Below are 15,521 nucleotides of genomic sequence, written 5' to 3'. Positions count from 1 at the left end.
GTACCCCTCTAGCACTGTGAGGGACGTCGAGGCCGGCTGGGCCGGCCTCGCTTCATTCGGGGCGAAAGCCCACTTGAAAAGGCAAGGCGGCGTGCGAAACCCGTTTAAATCGAAGACCTGGACGGACCCGAATGGCACGGTTCAGCTGATCAAGCGTTTGTTCAGCGAGAATTTCAGAACTTACATTCCCAAATACATGCTTGCGTTCGTATTCATGGCCATGATTGCGGCGACAACCGCGGCAAGCGCCTGGATCATGCGCGATGTCGTCAACGAGGTCTTCGTCAACAAAGACGCAGGTATGGTCTATGTCATCGCCTTGGCTGTCTTGTTGATTTTCACGCTCAAAGGCGCATCGACATTTGGCCAGATGGTTGTGCTGGCACGCGTGGGAAATTCTATTGTCGCAGACCTGCAAAGACGGATGTTTGACCACCTCGTGCGACAGGATCAGACCTATTTCGACAAGATGTCTCTTGCGGAAATTGGTGTACGGGTCGCACAGGGAGTTGGGGCAGCAAGAACTACCCTTGACCTGATAATCGTCACGATTGGCCGTGATGTCCTGACTTTGATCGGCCTTGTATTCGTGATGGTCGTGCAGAACCCGCTGCTGAGTGTCTTTGCCCTGATCATCATGCCGCCCGCCGTCGTCGGCGTCGCTGTCCTGGTGCGCCGGGTCAAGCTCTATGTGAAGCGCCAGGTTGTCTCGAGCGCAAAGATCCAGGCGACACTTCAGGAAACGGTGCTTGGTGTGCGCATCGTCAAGGCCTTTGGCATGGAACCGGCGATGCGAAAGCGCATGGAAGTCGGTGTTCTGGAAGTTCAAAGGCAATCGAACAAGATTGCTTCGCTGACGGCACGAACATCACCGCTCATGGACACGCTCGGTGGCTTCGCCATTGCTTTGGTGATTTTCTACGGCGGATATTCGGTGATTGAGCTCGACCAGGATCCGGGTGCGCTGTTTTCCTTCATTACGGCGCTGCTGCTTGCCTATGACCCGGCAAGGCGGCTTGCCAGATTGAACGTCAATCTTGGCAAGCAGATTGTTGGCCTGCGGCTCATGTATGAACTCGTTGACCGCGAGCCGGCAATGAAGGACACCGAAGCTTCTCGGGACCTTGAGGTGCGGGGCGGACGGATCGAACTCAAGGACGTTGTGTTCACCTATGGCGAAAGCGCGGCCTTGTCCGGAACGAGCTTCGTTGCTGAGCCAGGAAAAATGACCGCTCTTGTCGGCGCTTCTGGCGCTGGCAAATCCACTGTGTTTGCGTTGATTGAAAGGTTTTACGACCCTGCGTCAGGCGCAATTCAGGTTGACGGCGAAGACATTCGATCGTTCAAGATCGCCTCCTTGCGCTCCCAGGTTGCCTATGTCGGACAGGATTCGTTTCTATTCAATATCAGCGTTCGAGAAAACATTGCCGTTGGTAAGCCCGGCGCAACTCAGGCAGAAATTGAAGAAGCAGCACGTTCGGCGAACGCACATGACTTCATCGCCCGTCTTCCGGAAGGCTATGAAACACGCTGCGGTGAGGCGGGCAGCAATCTGTCCGGCGGTCAGCGCCAGCGTATTGCGATTGCCAGGGCAATGCTGAGGGACGCTCCCATATTGCTGCTCGATGAAGCGACATCAGCGCTCGATGCTGAATCAGAGGCAAAGATACAGTCGGCTTTGGAAAAACTGATGCAGGGGCGCACCACACTTGTGATCGCCCATCGCCTCAGCACAGTGCGCCACGCATACAAGATCCACGTCATGGATCAGGGAAAAGTCATCGAAAGTGGCACGCACGATGAGCTCTATGAGCATGATGGTACCTACCGGCGTTTGTGCGAATTGCAGTTCCAGAGCCGCAATCAGGCCGCCGAATAGCGGGATTCCAGAATAAGAAATGCCCGGACAGATGCCCGGGCATTTTTTTGTTCAATCGGCTGATCCCGATCACTGGTTGGCAGTAATTCCAACTGAGAGGATCTGCGGGATCATCTGCGGCGCCAGCATGGCCGTTCCCATGATCTGGGAAACTGGTACGGGAGCGCCAGGCGCAGCGGTCACCTCAAGAGAACCAGGCGTATTCAAGAACTCCGTGACCGCTTCGGTAACCTGTGCTTCCAGTTCCTTGTTCTGAAGCATACCGAGCATGAGTGGCAGGGTACCGGTCAGTCCGGCAACGTATTGCGGGGTCTCGACACCAGCCTTCTGCGCTTCCTGCGTGAGAATGCGTCCGGTCAGGGAAGCATCGTCCAGACGGATCTTGGCATTTTCGATTGTGACATTCTGCAGAAGCGCCATTGCTTCTTCCGGCTTGTCAGATGTTTCATCAAGCTGATTGACGACATCTCGCGTGACACCGCCCAGAGACAGGGAAAGCGTGAGGCTTGCCGCATCCTTGGCGTCGATCTTGAGTTCGGGGATCATGAGCGTTGCTGCGTCCGGATCCCACTTACCTTGGCCGGAGATATCCATGGAAAGTGTTTCATAGCCAAGGTCAGCCAGTGCCTTGGTTTCTTTGGCCTCCAGCTGTTTGACGTCGATTGTCGCTCCCGTGACCGCAAAGCTGCCGCTGGTTGGAAGGTCACCATCCATTCCGTCAATGGAAGAAGCGATTTTGGCAATGTCTGCGACCTTGCCGTCTTCATCGCGTATCTCAATAGCGTTGGCTTCGAAGGTCTTGTAGCCAGGGCCAACAGGTGGTGTGCCGGCTTTGACTTCATCAGGAGATGGCAGAAGAAGGTCAGTGACAGTCAGTGAGCTCAGGGACATGCCACCGTCATCAGCTGTAAGCTCCAGCTTTTCAAGATCGAGACCTGATAGCTTCAGCCGTCCGTCTCCTTGTACGCTGCCACCGGCAAGCGTTGTTGCGCCGATAGTCGCCTTTGCGTTTTCATCGGCATCGTTGGAAACGACAATGTCTTTGATCACGACCGTATCGCCAGAAACGTCAACGGAACCGTAGCTTTCAACGGTTCCTTCTTCTGAATCAATCAGTGTCAGAAAGGCGTCGGCAACGTCGTTGCCGGTTGGGTCGAATGCGAGTGCAGGCGAGGCCTGCAGGGCAATAAGGCTAACTGCTGTCGATAGACCGACAACCAAACGGTTTGAACGCGAAAACATCTTTTTATACTCCACCAAACTAGGGCGGCCACACTCTGCTCCAAGTTCTGTCTTGAAACAAGGCGTAAGCAGATCTGACAATGCTTCGCCTATGCTCTTACACAGGCTTGTTTGCCGTCACGCGGCAACCTTTTCCTGAAAGGTTCCGTTGGCGCGTTCGATATCCTCAAGTGTTGGCAAACTGGCTTCATTTCCAAGATGCTGGATGGCGTGGGTTGATGCGCCGCGTGCGAACTTGAAATGCTGGTCCCAGCTGTTTTCCGGCCAACGCAGATATGAGGCGATATAGGCACCGTGGAAGACATCGCCGGCGCCGTTGGAATCGACCACCTTTTCCAAAGGCACCGCCAAGGCAGGCAGGATCTTGTCAGGGCCACCAGCTTCATACCAGACCGTCCCATGTTCACCGAGCGTGACAGCACCGACAGGACAGTTCTTGGACCTCAGGTATTGCAGGGTTTCTCCAGTTGTCTTTCCGAGCTGTTGGCAGAAACGCTCTGAAACGACCGGCACATCTATGTGCTCAAGAAGCTCGTCTGTGTTTTCTCGAACGGCGCCCCCGTCAAGAGACGTCAATATGCCGAGACCCTTGCAGGTCTTGGCGTAGTGCAAGGCGGCATCCGGCATATGGCCGTCCAGATGAAGAGCCTTCATCCCTGTGAGCGTCAGCGGTGGGAAGGGGTGCAGAAATTCATTGTCGCGACAGCGCACAATCGCGCGTTTTCCGCCGTGAGGCATGATGAAGGACAGGGAAGACTCACGCACCTTCCGGCCATGAATGGAGATGCCATAAGCTGCTGCCATATCCAGAAACATCCTTGCCAGCCAATCGTCCGCCTGCGAGCACAGGACATCCGGTTTTCCGCCCAGCTTCGCGCAACAAAAAGCTGCCGTCACCGCATTGCCGCCAAAACTGATGGCATAGTCCTCTGCGATTGCCTTTTCGTCGCCGGTTGGCAGACAGTCGGTCAGAAAAGTGACGTCGATATAGGCCTGTCCAATAAACAACGCCTGCATGCAAACCTCCATTCATCAGGTTCCGCGTTCAAACCGCACCTAAACACAACAGCCTGGCGGACAGCTTTGATCTGGATGAAATTCCATCACATTCAGTCCTTGTTTACCCAGATCAGCGATTGTCAGAAAGAGTTTATTCGCGAACAGGTTCCAGCGTTGTCCTTCCGGTATATGGGTTTTGCTAAGACGGTGATGATCGCCCTCGCGTTGGCGACCGCTCCGCTGTTTGCAGGCAACATCATACTGGACCAATACGCCGAACGTCGTGCCATCACCGAAATGGAGGCGATGGGCAAAGCTTCGATCCAGCGCGCCGAAGAAGTCATCAGTGCCACGGTCGCCGTGCTGCAGAGACTGGACCGGGACAAGATCGAAACCTGCAGTGCTGAAGATCGCGTCATCTTTGAAAAGCAGATTGTCGAGCACGGCATGATCGATGCCATCGGTCTGGTGGATGCCATCGGTCAACGCATGTGCATCATTCCGGACCGGGATCTGGCAGGCAAAGTCGTGCTCCCGCCGCTGCGCGTTGATGGTCCGCTGGTTGGCATTGGCATGCTTGACCGTGCCTATCTCGGTGCGCGTGCCGCCGTGATCAGCTGGGATTTGAAAAATCAGACACGACTGTTTGCCGAAGTTACGCCGGCCGTTATCGCTCTGGATCCGGGACCTGAATACCTGCGGTCCTATCGCCGCACGGAACTGCGCCTGGGCGATAATCTGCTCTGGTATGATGTTGGCGGTTATAATTCCGAGGCAACGACGCCTGAAGAACAGCTCAACGTTGAAGTTGCCTCCGAGCTGTATCCTCTCGTTGCAACCGTGACCGCGCCTGTGTCAGCTGCGGCATTTGTGGTTCAGGATCTGAAGGTCGTGGCAGCGGCGGCCTGCGCAGGCATCGCGGTACTTTTTGTTGCAATCGGTGTCTGGCTGTCCTGGCGTCCCGAGAGCGAAGCCAATGACGAATTTGTTGCGGCAATTCGCAACGGCGAGTTCATTCCGTATTATCAGCCGGTCATGGATATCGAAAGCGGGCGTCTGCGTGGCTGTGAGATCCTGATGCGCTGGCGCCGTCCAAACGGCAATATTGTCTCGCCGGGACAGTTCATGGCCTATGCTGAGAACAACGGACATATCTTCGACATGACGCGTCAGATGATGCGTATCTCTTCAGAGGAAGTTGGCGACCTTTACGGCGAGAACCCGGATCTGAAGATGTCGGTCAACCTGTTTGCAGGCCACTTCCTTGACCGTGAAATCATTTCAGATATCCGGTCTATCTTTGAAAACTCCAAGATTTCCTATCAGCAGATTGTCGTTGAAGTGACCGAGCGCCACCCGCTTGAGGACATGGAATTGGCTCGCAAGATCATGGCCGAACTTCAGGCTCTTGGTGTGCGCGTGGCGCTGGACGACGTTGGAACGGGTCATGGCGGCATGGCCTATCTGCAAAAACTCGGCGTCGATATCATCAAGATCGACAAGATGTTCATCGACACAATCGGCTCGGACGACAATTCAACGACGATTGTCGATTCCATGGTCGAGCTGGCCGACAATCTCGGCATGGGCATCATTGCGGAAGGCGTTGAGAAGGAGGAGCAGATCGAACGCCTCCTCGAACTTGGTGTCACCGCGGCGCAGGGCTATTTCTTCGCGAAGCCCATGTCTGCCGAAGACTTTATTGCCTTCGCAGAAAAGACCGAGGAAGAAGCCCGCGAGCGTGCACGCCTGGCCGCTGAAGCAGCTGCGGCAGAGCAAGCTGCATCAGAAGCGGCGATGACAGCATCTGCTGCCTAAAATTTCCCCAATGGAAATTACTGTTGGTTCCCCAAACGTTTAGGCGTTGAGGTTCGGGCTTCGCCTGAGCGTGATGAATTGAAGCCTCTTGTCTGTACCGACTGGACGGTTTATATGCCCCGTTCAACTGTACTGACTGGACGGTATAAAATGGCGGCGCGCGCGTTACGGCAAGCACAGGACTCCAAGTCCGAAATTCTGCAGGCAGCACTTGATCTCATTCGGCAGTCTGGCGCTGCCAGCCTGACGATTGACGCTGTCGCAGAAAGGAGCGGTTTCTCAAAGGGGGGAGTGCTCTACAATTTTCCGACCAAGGACGCCTTGATCATTGGGATGGTCGAGTTTCTGGCGGGCCAATTCGAGACAGAAGTCAGCACTGCACGGACATCGCACGAAAGCTCGAAAGCACCGACCTTGCATGCCATGATCGACGTGACCGAAGGCTGGCTGCTGGCCAATCGCGACGTCGCGCGCGCCATGCTGGCAACCAAGGCCGACAGGCCGGAACTCGCCGAGCCCTTCATGGTCGTAAAAAAGCGCCTGAAAAATGCCATCACACAAGAAACGGACGAGCTCGCAAAAGCCTGGGCAATTTGGGCGAGCCTGGAGGGCCTTCACTTCTCAGAGGCTCACGGCGTGTCGATCCTGTCTGATGATGAACGGGCTGCGGTCCTTGCCGAGCTTCGCCGGCGTCTTGTTGAAACTTGAGATTTGGAACGGACAAAAAATGTTGGTGTTTGAAAAAACTACTCTCGTTCGTTGGGCAGGCGTTTTGGTGCTGGCGGCCATTGTTTCTGCTTGTCAGGACGATGCAATGGACCCGGTCGCACAGGCCGAAGCGGAACTTCATGCGGCTCCCAGACCTGCAAAGATCTTCACGGTCACCGATCAGATAGGTTTGCTTGAGCGCCGATTTGCCGGTCGGGTTGCGGCAGTCCAAACGGTCGATTTGTCCTTCCAGGTTCGCGGCAAACTGCTCGAATTGCCGGTGCTTGAAAGTCAGCAGGTCAAGAAAGGGGATCTGATCGCCAGACTGGACACCGCCGACTACGACAGAGCCGTCCGTGAAGCGACTATCAATACCGAACAGGAAAAACGTGAGCTGGACCGTCTGAAAACGCTTCTGGATCGATCAGTCATTTCGCAATCAGCATTGGACGAACAGCAAAACACCTATGACTTGGCCGTCGAGCGTTTGAAAGAGGCAAAACAGAACCTCGAATACACGTCACTCGAAGCACCATTTGACGGGGTCGTCTCAGTCCGGCTGGTTGACAACTTCACAACCGTCAATGTCGGCACTCCAGTCGTGCGCATGCATGACGTTTCTGAGGTTCAGGTCGATATCAATGTTGCAGAAGCGCTCTTCGGACGGGTGACAGAATCTGAAGTCGCATCCATCGAGGCGAAGTTTCCTGCATACAGCGAGAAAGTCTTCCCGCTGAACTACCGTGAACATTCCAGCCAAGTTGACGAAGTCGCCCAGACCTACCGGATTACGCTTGCGATGCCGAGGGAAGGGGCTGAACAGCTTTTCCCGGGCATGACGGCGTCGGTCATCGTGAAGTTTCTGCCACAGGGCCTAGAACTGGGCGAACAGTTCCTAGTGCCGACCGGTGCTGTTGCCGTGGACGGTGATGGAAAATCCTTCGTCTGGAAATTCGATGACGGCACCGAAGCAGTGTCGAAACAGGTGATCGAAGTGGGGACCGTCATGGGCGACTTCATACCAGTCAGCCAAGGTCTCGCGGCCGGAGACGAAATTGTGTCCGCGGGCGTTGCCTATTTGAGTGACGGACAGGTCGTGCGCCGGTTGCGCTGATCCGAACGGGTTCAGGAAGAGGATCAGACACGTGGATATCGCACGCTATTCCATACAAAAACCGGTCAACACCTGGATGATCGTCATCATGGCGTTTCTGGGCGGACTGTGGGGCCTTTCCACCGTCGGCAGGCTGGAAGATCCGGCCTTCACGATCAAGGAAGCACAGGTGATCACCGGATATCCCGGGGCAACCGCGGCTGAAGTTGAAAACGAGGTCACGGAAGTTCTGGAAACGGCGATCCAGCAGATGCCTCAGCTGGATCTGATTACGTCGGTCTCCGAGCCGGGCCTGTCTCGCATCGGCGTTGAAATCAAACCAACCTACGATGGCAGCGAGTTGCCCCAGGTTTGGGATGAATTGAGACGCAAGGTCTCTGACGAAGTGCGAAACCTGCCGGCAGGGGCAGGAGCGCCGCTTGTCTATGACGATTTTGGAGACGTTTACGGACTTTTCTATGCCTTCACTGCGGACGGTTATACCAATCGCGATATTCGCGACACGGTGAAACGCATCCGGCGGGAGCTGTTGACGGTGCCCGGTGTCGGCAAGGTTGAGGTCGCAGGAGAGCCTGAAGATGTCATTTATCTGAATGTCGATCAGGACAAGATGGCCGGTCTGGGCATATCCATGACCGACATCATTGGTGTTCTGGACGCGGAAAACCGAATTCAGACCAACGGATCCGGCGTATCGGGTCAAAAACGCATCCGATTGATGACGGCATCCGCATTCGACGACTTCAGAGGCATTCAGGATCTGGTGATAGGCAGGCCGGGTTCGACGGCCATGATCCGTCTGTCCGACATTGCGACTTTGGAACTGGGAGACCCAGAACGGCCTGACCGCCTGATACGGCATGACGGTCATGAGGCGGTGACAATCGGCGTTTCGCAGGTTGACGGCACCAACATTGTTGAAGTCGGCACGGGCGTCATTGAGAAATTGGCGCAAATCGAAACGCAATTGCCTGTCGGTATGCAAATCCACCCGATCTACGAGCAGAATGTGGTCGTCGATGAATCCGTCAACGGCTTCATTTTGAACCTTGCCGCCTCGGTCGTGATCGTGATTGGCGTCTTGGCTCTGTTCATGGGCTGGCGGGCAGCCCTCGTGGTCGGGACCGTACTGCTGCTTACGGTCATGGCGACTGTTTTGTTCATGCGCATATTCGCCATCGAAATGGAGCGCATTTCTCTGGGCGCATTGATCATCGCGATGGGCATGCTGGTGGACAATGCCATCGTTGTCGCCGAAGGCATGATGATCAACATGCAGCGCGGTCAAAAAGCGATTGATGCTGCCAGCAAGGTTGTCAGGCAAACCATGTGGCCGCTGCTCGGCGCGACCGTGATCGGCATCATGGCGTTTTCAGGCATCGGGCTGTCGCCGGACGCAACCGGTGAGTTCCTGTTCTCGCTGTTTGCAGTAATCGGCATATCCTTGATCCTCTCCTGGGTGTTCGCGATTACCGTCACGCCGCTCTTTGGCAAGTACTTCTTCCGCACAGCAAGCGGAAATCTGGATGATCATGATCCCTATAAAGGGCTGATCTATACGATCTATCGCCGTTTTCTCATTGGAACGCTGCATGTCCGATTGTTGACCGTCGCCGCACTCTTGGGAATCACTGTGGCGTGTGTCATGGCCTTTGGAAATGTGAAGCAGGCCTTCTTCCCGGACAGCAACACGCCTATCTTCTATGTCCATTATTGGGCTCCGCAAGGCACCGATATCCGCGCAACGGAAGCAGATCTGACCGAGATGGAAAAGGTTGTTCTGGCAGACGAGCGGGTCGAAGCCGTTACGAGTTTCGCTGGCGGCGGCGCCACACGGTTCATGCTCACCTATGCTCCGGAGGATGCAAATCCGGCTTATGGACACATGATTGTCCGTACCACGGATCGGGAGGCCATCGATGAGCTGGCACTGGACCTTCGGCGACAGTTTGCCGAAAGTTTTCCGGCAGCCCAGGTTATCACCAAAAGGCTCGTATTCGGGCCTGGAGGAGGTGCGAAAATCGAGGCACGGTTTACCGGTCCCGATGCAAACGTGCTCAAGCGTCTTGGTGATGAAGCGCAGTCCATTTTCAATCTGCCGGACAACGGGCTGGCTGACGTCAACACGGATTGGCGCCAGCGGGAACTCGTGGTCAGGCCGATCTTTGACGAAGACCGTGCTCGGATTTCCGGTGCCACCCGTGAAGAGCTTTCGCTGTCTCTGCAGTTTGCAACAGAGGGGGTTCGGGTCGGAGCTTATCGCGACGTTGATGAATCAATTCCGATCGTTGCGCGAAAGGCCGGCCCTGATGGTATTTCGGTCAACGAAAGCGTTTCGGATTCGCTGATCTGGAGCAGCAGTCAACGCCGGTACATTCCCATTGATCAGGTGGTTCAGGAGTTCCTTATGGAACCTCAGGACACGGTGATCCACCGCCGCGACAGAGTTCGCACGCTTACGGTCAAGGCGGAAACGACTGCCGGTGAGACGGCCTCGGCAGCACTGGCCCGGGTTCGACCCCAGATCGAGGCCATGGCCTTGCCTCCCGGCTACAGTCTGGAGTGGGGCGGCGAATATGAGAGCACCAACGATGCCCAGGCTTCATTGGGCGCTCAATTGCCACTCGGCTTTCTAGTCATGCTGATCATCTCGATCCTTCTTTTCGGATCGGTCCGTCAGCCTCTGATCATCTGGTTGATGGTGCCCATGTCGATCAATGGCGTTGCCATTGCGCTGCTCGCAACCGATACGCCCTTCGGGTTCATGTCATTGTTGGGGTGTCTGTCCCTGTCGGGCATGCTGATCAAGAATGCAATTGTGTTGTTGGAAGAGATCGACCTGTTGATCCGCGAGGGCAAAGAGAAATATGCGGCAATAGTTGAAGCCAGCGTTTCACGTATGCGCCCGGTCATGCTGGCGGCGATCACGACCATCTTGGGAATGGCGCCGCTTCTGTCGGACGCCTTTTTCAGAGGCATGGCGGTGACGATCATGGGTGGGCTGGCATTTGCAACGGTCCTGACGCTGATCGCTGCTCCAGTTCTCTACGCGCTGTTCTTCCGTATAAAACCTTCGAAGGAAGGACAGCAAGGCTCTTTGCCTGACAAGGATACGGACCACGCAACGGTCGGTGCACAGCCTGCAGAATAGCGTGAACCACATCTTTTCTAAGGCGAAGAAGTTCGCCTTAGAATATATTTTTCAGTAGGTTGCGTTCGAAATCCGAATCAATTCCTCAACGGAAGTGAGCCGCGACCAATTTGTTATTTTTGGAAAATTGGCATTTCAGGCGCGAGCCGATCATTGGTGATCGAACTACGCGGCTTCAGTGCGGGTGCTGCAAAGTCTTGCAAATAAAAACCCGCCCGCGAGGCCGGTGCGGGCGGGTTGGTCCAGCTATTGGGGCGCTCTATCCGGACCGCGGAAGTCCGGGGGGGCTTTAGGTGCGTGAGGCCATCTCGCGCTGGACTTCAGACCGTGCGGTCTTGATGTTGTCGAGCACCTGGGGGCATGAGGTGCCCGACGCCTGCTTTTCCGATAGGAAGGACGTCATCCGAGCGTTGAGGTCCTGCAACCGGCTCTGTCTGGAGAGAGGCGGTTGCGTTGCAGGTAAAGTCATGAACGGCCAGAACGGGTTCATCGTCGTATTTCCTTGAACGTGATGCGGTTTTTGCAAACTAGTAAACGAGACGGTTTGCGTTGAGAGCGCCCTCGATGCGGCTAATCTCGTCGCGCAGACGGAGCTTGAATTTCTTCAATGATCGGATGTGCTGAGTATCCGGGTAGGGATGCAACTCTTCGCGGCGGATCAGGGAATCAAGAGTGTTGTGTTGGCTGCGCAAGGATTTCAACCGGTTGTACATCGCCTATCTCCACTTCGCTTCGATTGCTTCGTTGACAACAATGATATGGTGACAAGGCGAAATAGAAGAAATACATTGTTTGTATTATATTGATAGGAATAATCTATAACATGCGAGGATCGGATGAGCTTCCGCCCATCACCGCGTCAACTGGAGTATTTCATCGCGCTGGCTGAGACGATGCATTTCGGCAAGGCTGCGGAGAAATGCAATGTCTCTCAGCCCACTTTGTCGTCACAATTCAAGCTCTTGGAGGATCAGCTGGGGGCAATACTGCTGGAGCGGGGAGGCGGCGATATCAGCCTTACGGCTGCTGGCGAGAACCTCCTGCCACTTGCCCGTCAGGCCTTGGAAAACCTAGACGAAATTGTGACGGCGGCGCAGGCCGGCCAATCCAATCTTGGCGGATTGATCCGATTGGGTGTGTCACCGACCTTCGGTCCGTACTTCATGCCGCACTTCCTACCGATTCTAAAACGAAATTACCCGGGGCTTGAACTCTATATTCGCGAGGACAGGCCCAACCTTTTGGAGGAGGGGATCGCCTCCGGTGCACTGGATTGCGTCATCACACCGGACATTTCGCCCAGCAACCAGCTGGTGGAACGGGTTCTTTGTCACGAAGACGTTTCGCTGGCGGTTCCAAAGTCACACCCATTGGCTGGGCTTGATGTTGTTCCGACAGCAATGCTCCGCGACGAAAAGCTGTTGTCTCTCAGTCAGGGATTTCGTCTCCACGACGATGTTCAGGCGCTGGCGCGTGCAGCAGGCGCGGATTTCCGACAAGAGTACGAGGGAACGAGCCTCGATGCCCTGAGGCAAATGACATCCATGGGTATGGGCCTGGCTCTGTTTCCGGCGGCCTATATTGCTTCGGAGTTCGGCAAGGAACCGGATCTGCTCCTGAAGAAAGTCGAGGATCTTCCGATGCTCAGGCACATGTATCTTGTCTGGAGGCGCGGAAGTTCGAGAACAGCTCATTTCGAAACGCTTCTGGAGCTTGCGCTCATGGCGGTTGAGGCAATGAACGTGAAAGGGGTGGAGGTGCCTGGCAAATAACGTTCTCCTTGTTGCCGGGCCATGCAAAACATGCCAGCCTTTTCAGCGACGCGAATACGGGAGAAAAACGATGCCAGAGATTTCTAGTGGCAAAGACTGCCAGACCGTGATCACCACGTTTGAAATGACGCCCGGGACCTGTTTCGATCTTCTGGATGAGTTGAAGGAAGCCTACGAGAATTTCATTCGTCACCAACCGGGTTTCATTGGCGCCGGTCTTCATGTCAATGATGCTCAAACACGCATTGCCAATTACTCCCAGTGGCGCAAACGCGAGGACTTTCTCGCCATGTTACGTACGCAGGAAATGCGGGAGCGTAACCGCAGAATAAGCGCACTTTGCAAGAGCTTTGAGCCGGTCATGTATGACGTTGCAGAAAGCTTCGACTAGCTCAAATCGCCGTTTAAATTGCGTCCTGCTTGACCGGGAAAAACTTCAATCAATCAGAGCATGAAGCGCTGCGATTGGATACGAGGAGAAATTCCAGCAGTCGAAGCGTGTTTTGGTGACCAGGATATATGGGCTCTATGCGCCCAACTTGGAGGGCCAGAAAGGGCCGGATTACGCACATTATTGCCACCTGGTCGAAACCGGGCTCTGTAGTCAGGGACCGCTGAAAAAGGTACCAGTTCCACAAAATGTCATTTGAAATAGCAAACTGCGCCGGAATTGAGCCCACGTTGCTTTGTGGAGCCATGAACATGGCGTTTTCCGATTATGTCGTCCCGCTGCATATGAGCATTGAGAAGTTCACGGACTTTCATAAACAGCGCGGGTTTTCATCCAGACACTCTTTTGTTGCGAGGACAAATGGTGAGATTGCAGCATTCTGGTATTCCGCTGCCCCAAACCCGGATTGGGCAGGGAGCGCCTATACGTTGTCCGTCGGAACACATCCGCAATATCGGCGGAACGGCCTGTTTGGTCAGCTTCTGAAAGTGGTTTCCGGTCAGCTTGCAGCCGATGGTGCCACCGGAATGCAGCTTGAAGTGATCACAAGCAACGACAAAGCCATCGCCGCCTATGAAAATGCGGACTTTCAAGCAAGCAGAGGACTTCGCGTTTGCAAGCTGCCAAAAGATGGGCTTGAGAGATCATCTGCAGAATGGGGCTTGCAGCCAATAGAGATTGGTGAGCTTCCCTCAGATGAGACCGCTTATTTCGACTGGCAACCGACACCTCAAAACAGCAAGAAAGCACTGATTGCACTGGCCGGAAAGACCAACGCAATCGCCGCTCGCTCCGGTGGAGAGATCTTGGGATGGGTCGCTGTTTATCACGATGGTTCGGTCGCGCAGATTGCTGTCAGGAAAGATCACCGCAGAAAGGGCATCGGCAGCGCCTTGCTCGCCGCCGCTGCCGGAAGTGTGGACGGCGAACAATTGGTGTTCGTCAATGTAGACAAGTCAGACATGTCAACGAATGCCCTGTTGGATCGGTTCGAAGCTGAAGACATTCTGGAACAGCAGGAAATGCGCCTGACGTTCTGAAAGCCGACTGAGTTCTTGCTTGTTTTCTTCAGGTCGCATCCCGGTTTTTGAACGGGGCATGGCCAGCAAGCGCTTCGTTTTCCCGTTCGACTGCCCGTCGTTCGTGTTCCAGAAAATCCGCGACCGCATCATGAAGACCTTCGTGTGCGATCCAGTGAGCTGAATAGGTGGTTGCCGGCAGGTAGCCGCGCGCGAGTTTGTGTGCCCCTTGGGCGCCGGCTTCCACCCGCTTCAAGCCCTTGGCAATCGCAAAGTCGATGGCTTGATAGTAGCAAAGCTCGAAATGCAGGAACGGATGATGTTCCGTGCATCCCCAGTGTCTGCCGAACAAGGTTTCCGAGCCGATGAAATTCAGAGCGCCTGCAATATATCGGTCGTGACGTTTGGCTAGCACCAGCAATGTCCGCTCCGCCAGCCTTTCGTTGATCAGTGAAAAGAAGTCTCGGTTGAGATAAGGCCGGCCCCATTTGCGAGAGCCGGTATCCAGGTAGAATTCATAAAAGGCGTCCCAATGGGCTTCGGTGAGGTCTGACCCTGTGACCCATTCCACCTCGATACCGTCGGCGGAAAGGGCTTCTTTTCGCTCCTTTTTGATCGCCTTGCGTTTGCGTGATGCCAGGTCGGCAAGGAAGCCGTCAAAGTTTTCGTATCCGTGATTTTCCCAGTGAAACTGCTGGTCGGTGCGTCGAAGATACCCAAGGTCGCCCAAGGTGTCCCATTCTCCCTTCGAGAGGAAGGTCGCATGAACAGATGAAGCTCCGGTTTTCTGGCAGACCTGTACCAGGCCTGCCGCCAGGGCTTGAAGCCCGGCTTCTCGGTTGACGCCAGGCCCGGTCAAAAACCGTCTTCCCGTTGCCGGCGTGAAGGGAACGGAAATCTGGAGCTTGGGATAATAGTCGCCACCGGCCCGGTAGAATGCGTCCGCCCAACCGTGATCGAACACATATTCACCTTGTGAATGGCTCTTCAGATAAGCTGGCACGGCGCCGAGCACTGTCTCGTTCTCATCTTGAAGCAACATGTGCCGCGGCATCCAGCCGGTCGCATTCGTTGCGCACCCTGAACTCTCTAGTGCTTCAAGAAAATCGTAAGAAAGAAAAGGGTTAAATGAAGTTTCTTCAGAAGTTGGTTCAAATTCTTTTGCCAGGGCGCCAGACAGGTCCTTGAGCGATTTGCAGTCGTCTTCTGGCGTCAGCAATCCGCGCCCGGAAAGCTTCCAGCCTGGATTTGCAACCTGATCCCAGGCCTCTCGGGAGACATTCTTCAATGAAGACAAGATACGCAAGGTAATGGCTTGTCCGGCGTCCGCAGGACTGTCGCTGCCTTGGGATGAAGTGAAGCTCATAC

13 protein-coding genes are annotated in these 15,521 nt (G+C 55.0%); 8 read left to right on the top strand and 5 right to left on the bottom strand.

Annotation, left to right across the window (positions count from 1 at the left end):
- Positions 1 to 91: 91 nt before the first annotated feature.
- Positions 92 to 1,879, top strand: coding sequence for an ABC transporter ATP-binding protein (locus FIV00_RS18910; protein WP_152502209.1), 1,788 nt, complete (start codon positions 92 to 94; stop codon positions 1,877 to 1,879).
- Between the two features lie 69 nt (positions 1,880 to 1,948).
- Here the strand turns inward: FIV00_RS18910 and FIV00_RS18905 are convergent, their stop codons facing one another.
- Both FIV00_RS18905 and FIV00_RS18900 read right to left on the bottom strand, forming a co-directional pair.
- Positions 1,949 to 3,121 carry a hypothetical protein gene (locus FIV00_RS18905; RefSeq protein WP_152502208.1) on the bottom strand — a complete coding sequence of 391 codons (1,173 nt, stop codon included), beginning with the start codon at positions 3,119 to 3,121 and terminating at the stop codon, positions 1,949 to 1,951.
- Positions 3,122 to 3,238: 117 nt separating this feature from the next.
- Positions 3,239 to 4,138 (bottom strand): sugar kinase, encoded by a 900-nt coding sequence (locus tag FIV00_RS18900; protein ID WP_152502207.1) that lies wholly within the window; start codon positions 4,136 to 4,138, stop codon positions 3,239 to 3,241.
- A 75-nt stretch (positions 4,139 to 4,213) separates the two neighbouring features.
- Here FIV00_RS18900 and FIV00_RS18895 point away from each other — a divergent pair, with 75 nt between their 5' ends.
- From FIV00_RS18895 to FIV00_RS18880, 4 genes are all read left to right on the top strand, one after another.
- A complete protein-coding gene (locus FIV00_RS18895; RefSeq protein WP_173006055.1) occupies positions 4,214 to 5,938 on the top strand; it encodes an EAL domain-containing protein in 1,725 nt (574 codons plus the stop codon).
- 114 nt (positions 5,939 to 6,052) lie between these two features.
- On the top strand, positions 6,053 to 6,646 hold the full coding sequence (locus FIV00_RS18890; protein ID WP_209006615.1) for a TetR/AcrR family transcriptional regulator: 594 nt from the start codon (positions 6,053 to 6,055) through the stop codon (positions 6,644 to 6,646).
- A gap of 19 nt (positions 6,647 to 6,665) precedes the next feature.
- Positions 6,666 to 7,760, top strand: a complete 1,095-nt coding sequence (locus tag FIV00_RS18885; protein ID WP_152502206.1) for an efflux RND transporter periplasmic adaptor subunit — start codon at positions 6,666 to 6,668, stop codon at positions 7,758 to 7,760.
- A gap of 31 nt (positions 7,761 to 7,791) precedes the next feature.
- Positions 7,792 to 10,911: an efflux RND transporter permease subunit gene (locus FIV00_RS18880; RefSeq protein WP_152502205.1), complete on the top strand. Its 3,120-nt coding sequence runs from the start codon at positions 7,792 to 7,794 to the stop codon at positions 10,909 to 10,911.
- 289 nt (positions 10,912 to 11,200) lie between these two features.
- Here the strand turns inward: FIV00_RS18880 and FIV00_RS18875 are convergent, their stop codons facing one another.
- On the bottom strand, positions 11,201 to 11,401 hold the full coding sequence (locus FIV00_RS18875) for a hypothetical protein (RefSeq protein WP_152502204.1): 201 nt from the start codon (positions 11,399 to 11,401) through the stop codon (positions 11,201 to 11,203).
- 37 nt (positions 11,402 to 11,438) lie between these two features.
- The gene (locus FIV00_RS18870; protein ID WP_152502203.1) at positions 11,439 to 11,624 is read right to left on the bottom strand and encodes a YdcH family protein; all 186 of its coding nucleotides are present in this window, start codon (positions 11,622 to 11,624) and stop codon (positions 11,439 to 11,441) included.
- A 123-nt stretch (positions 11,625 to 11,747) separates the two neighbouring features.
- On the opposite strand from FIV00_RS18870, the gene FIV00_RS18865 reads away from it, so the two are divergent.
- The 3 genes from FIV00_RS18865 (at position 11,748) to FIV00_RS18855 (ending at position 14,174) form a co-directional block, all read left to right on the top strand.
- A complete protein-coding gene (locus FIV00_RS18865) occupies positions 11,748 to 12,683 on the top strand; it encodes a LysR substrate-binding domain-containing protein (protein WP_152502202.1) in 936 nt (311 codons plus the stop codon).
- A 70-nt stretch (positions 12,684 to 12,753) separates the two neighbouring features.
- Positions 12,754 to 13,074, top strand: a complete 321-nt coding sequence (locus FIV00_RS18860) for an antibiotic biosynthesis monooxygenase (RefSeq protein ID WP_152502201.1) — start codon at positions 12,754 to 12,756, stop codon at positions 13,072 to 13,074.
- Positions 13,075 to 13,385: 311 nt separating this feature from the next.
- The gene (locus FIV00_RS18855) at positions 13,386 to 14,174 is read left to right on the top strand and encodes a GNAT family N-acetyltransferase (protein WP_173006054.1); all 789 of its coding nucleotides are present in this window, start codon (positions 13,386 to 13,388) and stop codon (positions 14,172 to 14,174) included.
- A 28-nt stretch (positions 14,175 to 14,202) separates the two neighbouring features.
- On the opposite strand, the gene FIV00_RS18850 is transcribed toward FIV00_RS18855, so the two are convergent.
- A complete protein-coding gene (locus tag FIV00_RS18850) occupies positions 14,203 to 15,519 on the bottom strand; it encodes a GNAT family N-acetyltransferase (protein ID WP_152502199.1) in 1,317 nt (438 codons plus the stop codon).
- Positions 15,520 to 15,521: the final 2 nt, after the last annotated feature.

The organism is Labrenzia sp. THAF82 (assembly GCF_009363435.1).
Classification (GTDB): Bacteria; Pseudomonadota; Alphaproteobacteria; order Rhizobiales; family Stappiaceae; genus Roseibium; species Roseibium porphyridii.
The sequence above is the reverse complement of the archived record's forward strand: the minus strand, read 5'-3'. Positions and strand labels throughout refer to the sequence as shown.

Excerpts from the sequence above, each read along its gene's own strand:
- FIV00_RS18905 (WP_152502208.1), bottom strand. The coding sequence starts at position 3,121 with ATGTTTTCGCGTTCAAACCGTTTGGTTGTCGGTCTATCGACAGCAGTT.
- FIV00_RS18865 (WP_152502202.1), top strand. The coding sequence starts at position 11,748 with ATGAGCTTCCGCCCATCACCGCGTCAACTGGAGTATTTCATCGCGCTG.
- FIV00_RS18885 (WP_152502206.1), top strand. The coding sequence starts at position 6,666 with ATGTTGGTGTTTGAAAAAACTACTCTCGTTCGTTGGGCAGGCGTTTTG.
- FIV00_RS18890 (WP_209006615.1), top strand. The coding sequence starts at position 6,053 with ATGCCCCGTTCAACTGTACTGACTGGACGGTATAAAATGGCGGCGCGC.
- FIV00_RS18855 (WP_173006054.1), top strand. The coding sequence starts at position 13,386 with ATGGCGTTTTCCGATTATGTCGTCCCGCTGCATATGAGCATTGAGAAG.
- FIV00_RS18895 (WP_173006055.1), top strand. The coding sequence starts at position 4,214 with ATGAAATTCCATCACATTCAGTCCTTGTTTACCCAGATCAGCGATTGT.
- FIV00_RS18875 (WP_152502204.1), bottom strand. The coding sequence starts at position 11,401 with ATGAACCCGTTCTGGCCGTTCATGACTTTACCTGCAACGCAACCGCCT.
- FIV00_RS18870 (WP_152502203.1), bottom strand. The coding sequence starts at position 11,624 with ATGTACAACCGGTTGAAATCCTTGCGCAGCCAACACAACACTCTTGAT.
- FIV00_RS18900 (WP_152502207.1), bottom strand. The coding sequence starts at position 4,138 with ATGCAGGCGTTGTTTATTGGACAGGCCTATATCGACGTCACTTTTCTG.
- FIV00_RS18850 (WP_152502199.1), bottom strand. The coding sequence starts at position 15,519 with ATGAGCTTCACTTCATCCCAAGGCAGCGACAGTCCTGCGGACGCCGGA.
- FIV00_RS18860 (WP_152502201.1), top strand. The coding sequence starts at position 12,754 with ATGCCAGAGATTTCTAGTGGCAAAGACTGCCAGACCGTGATCACCACG.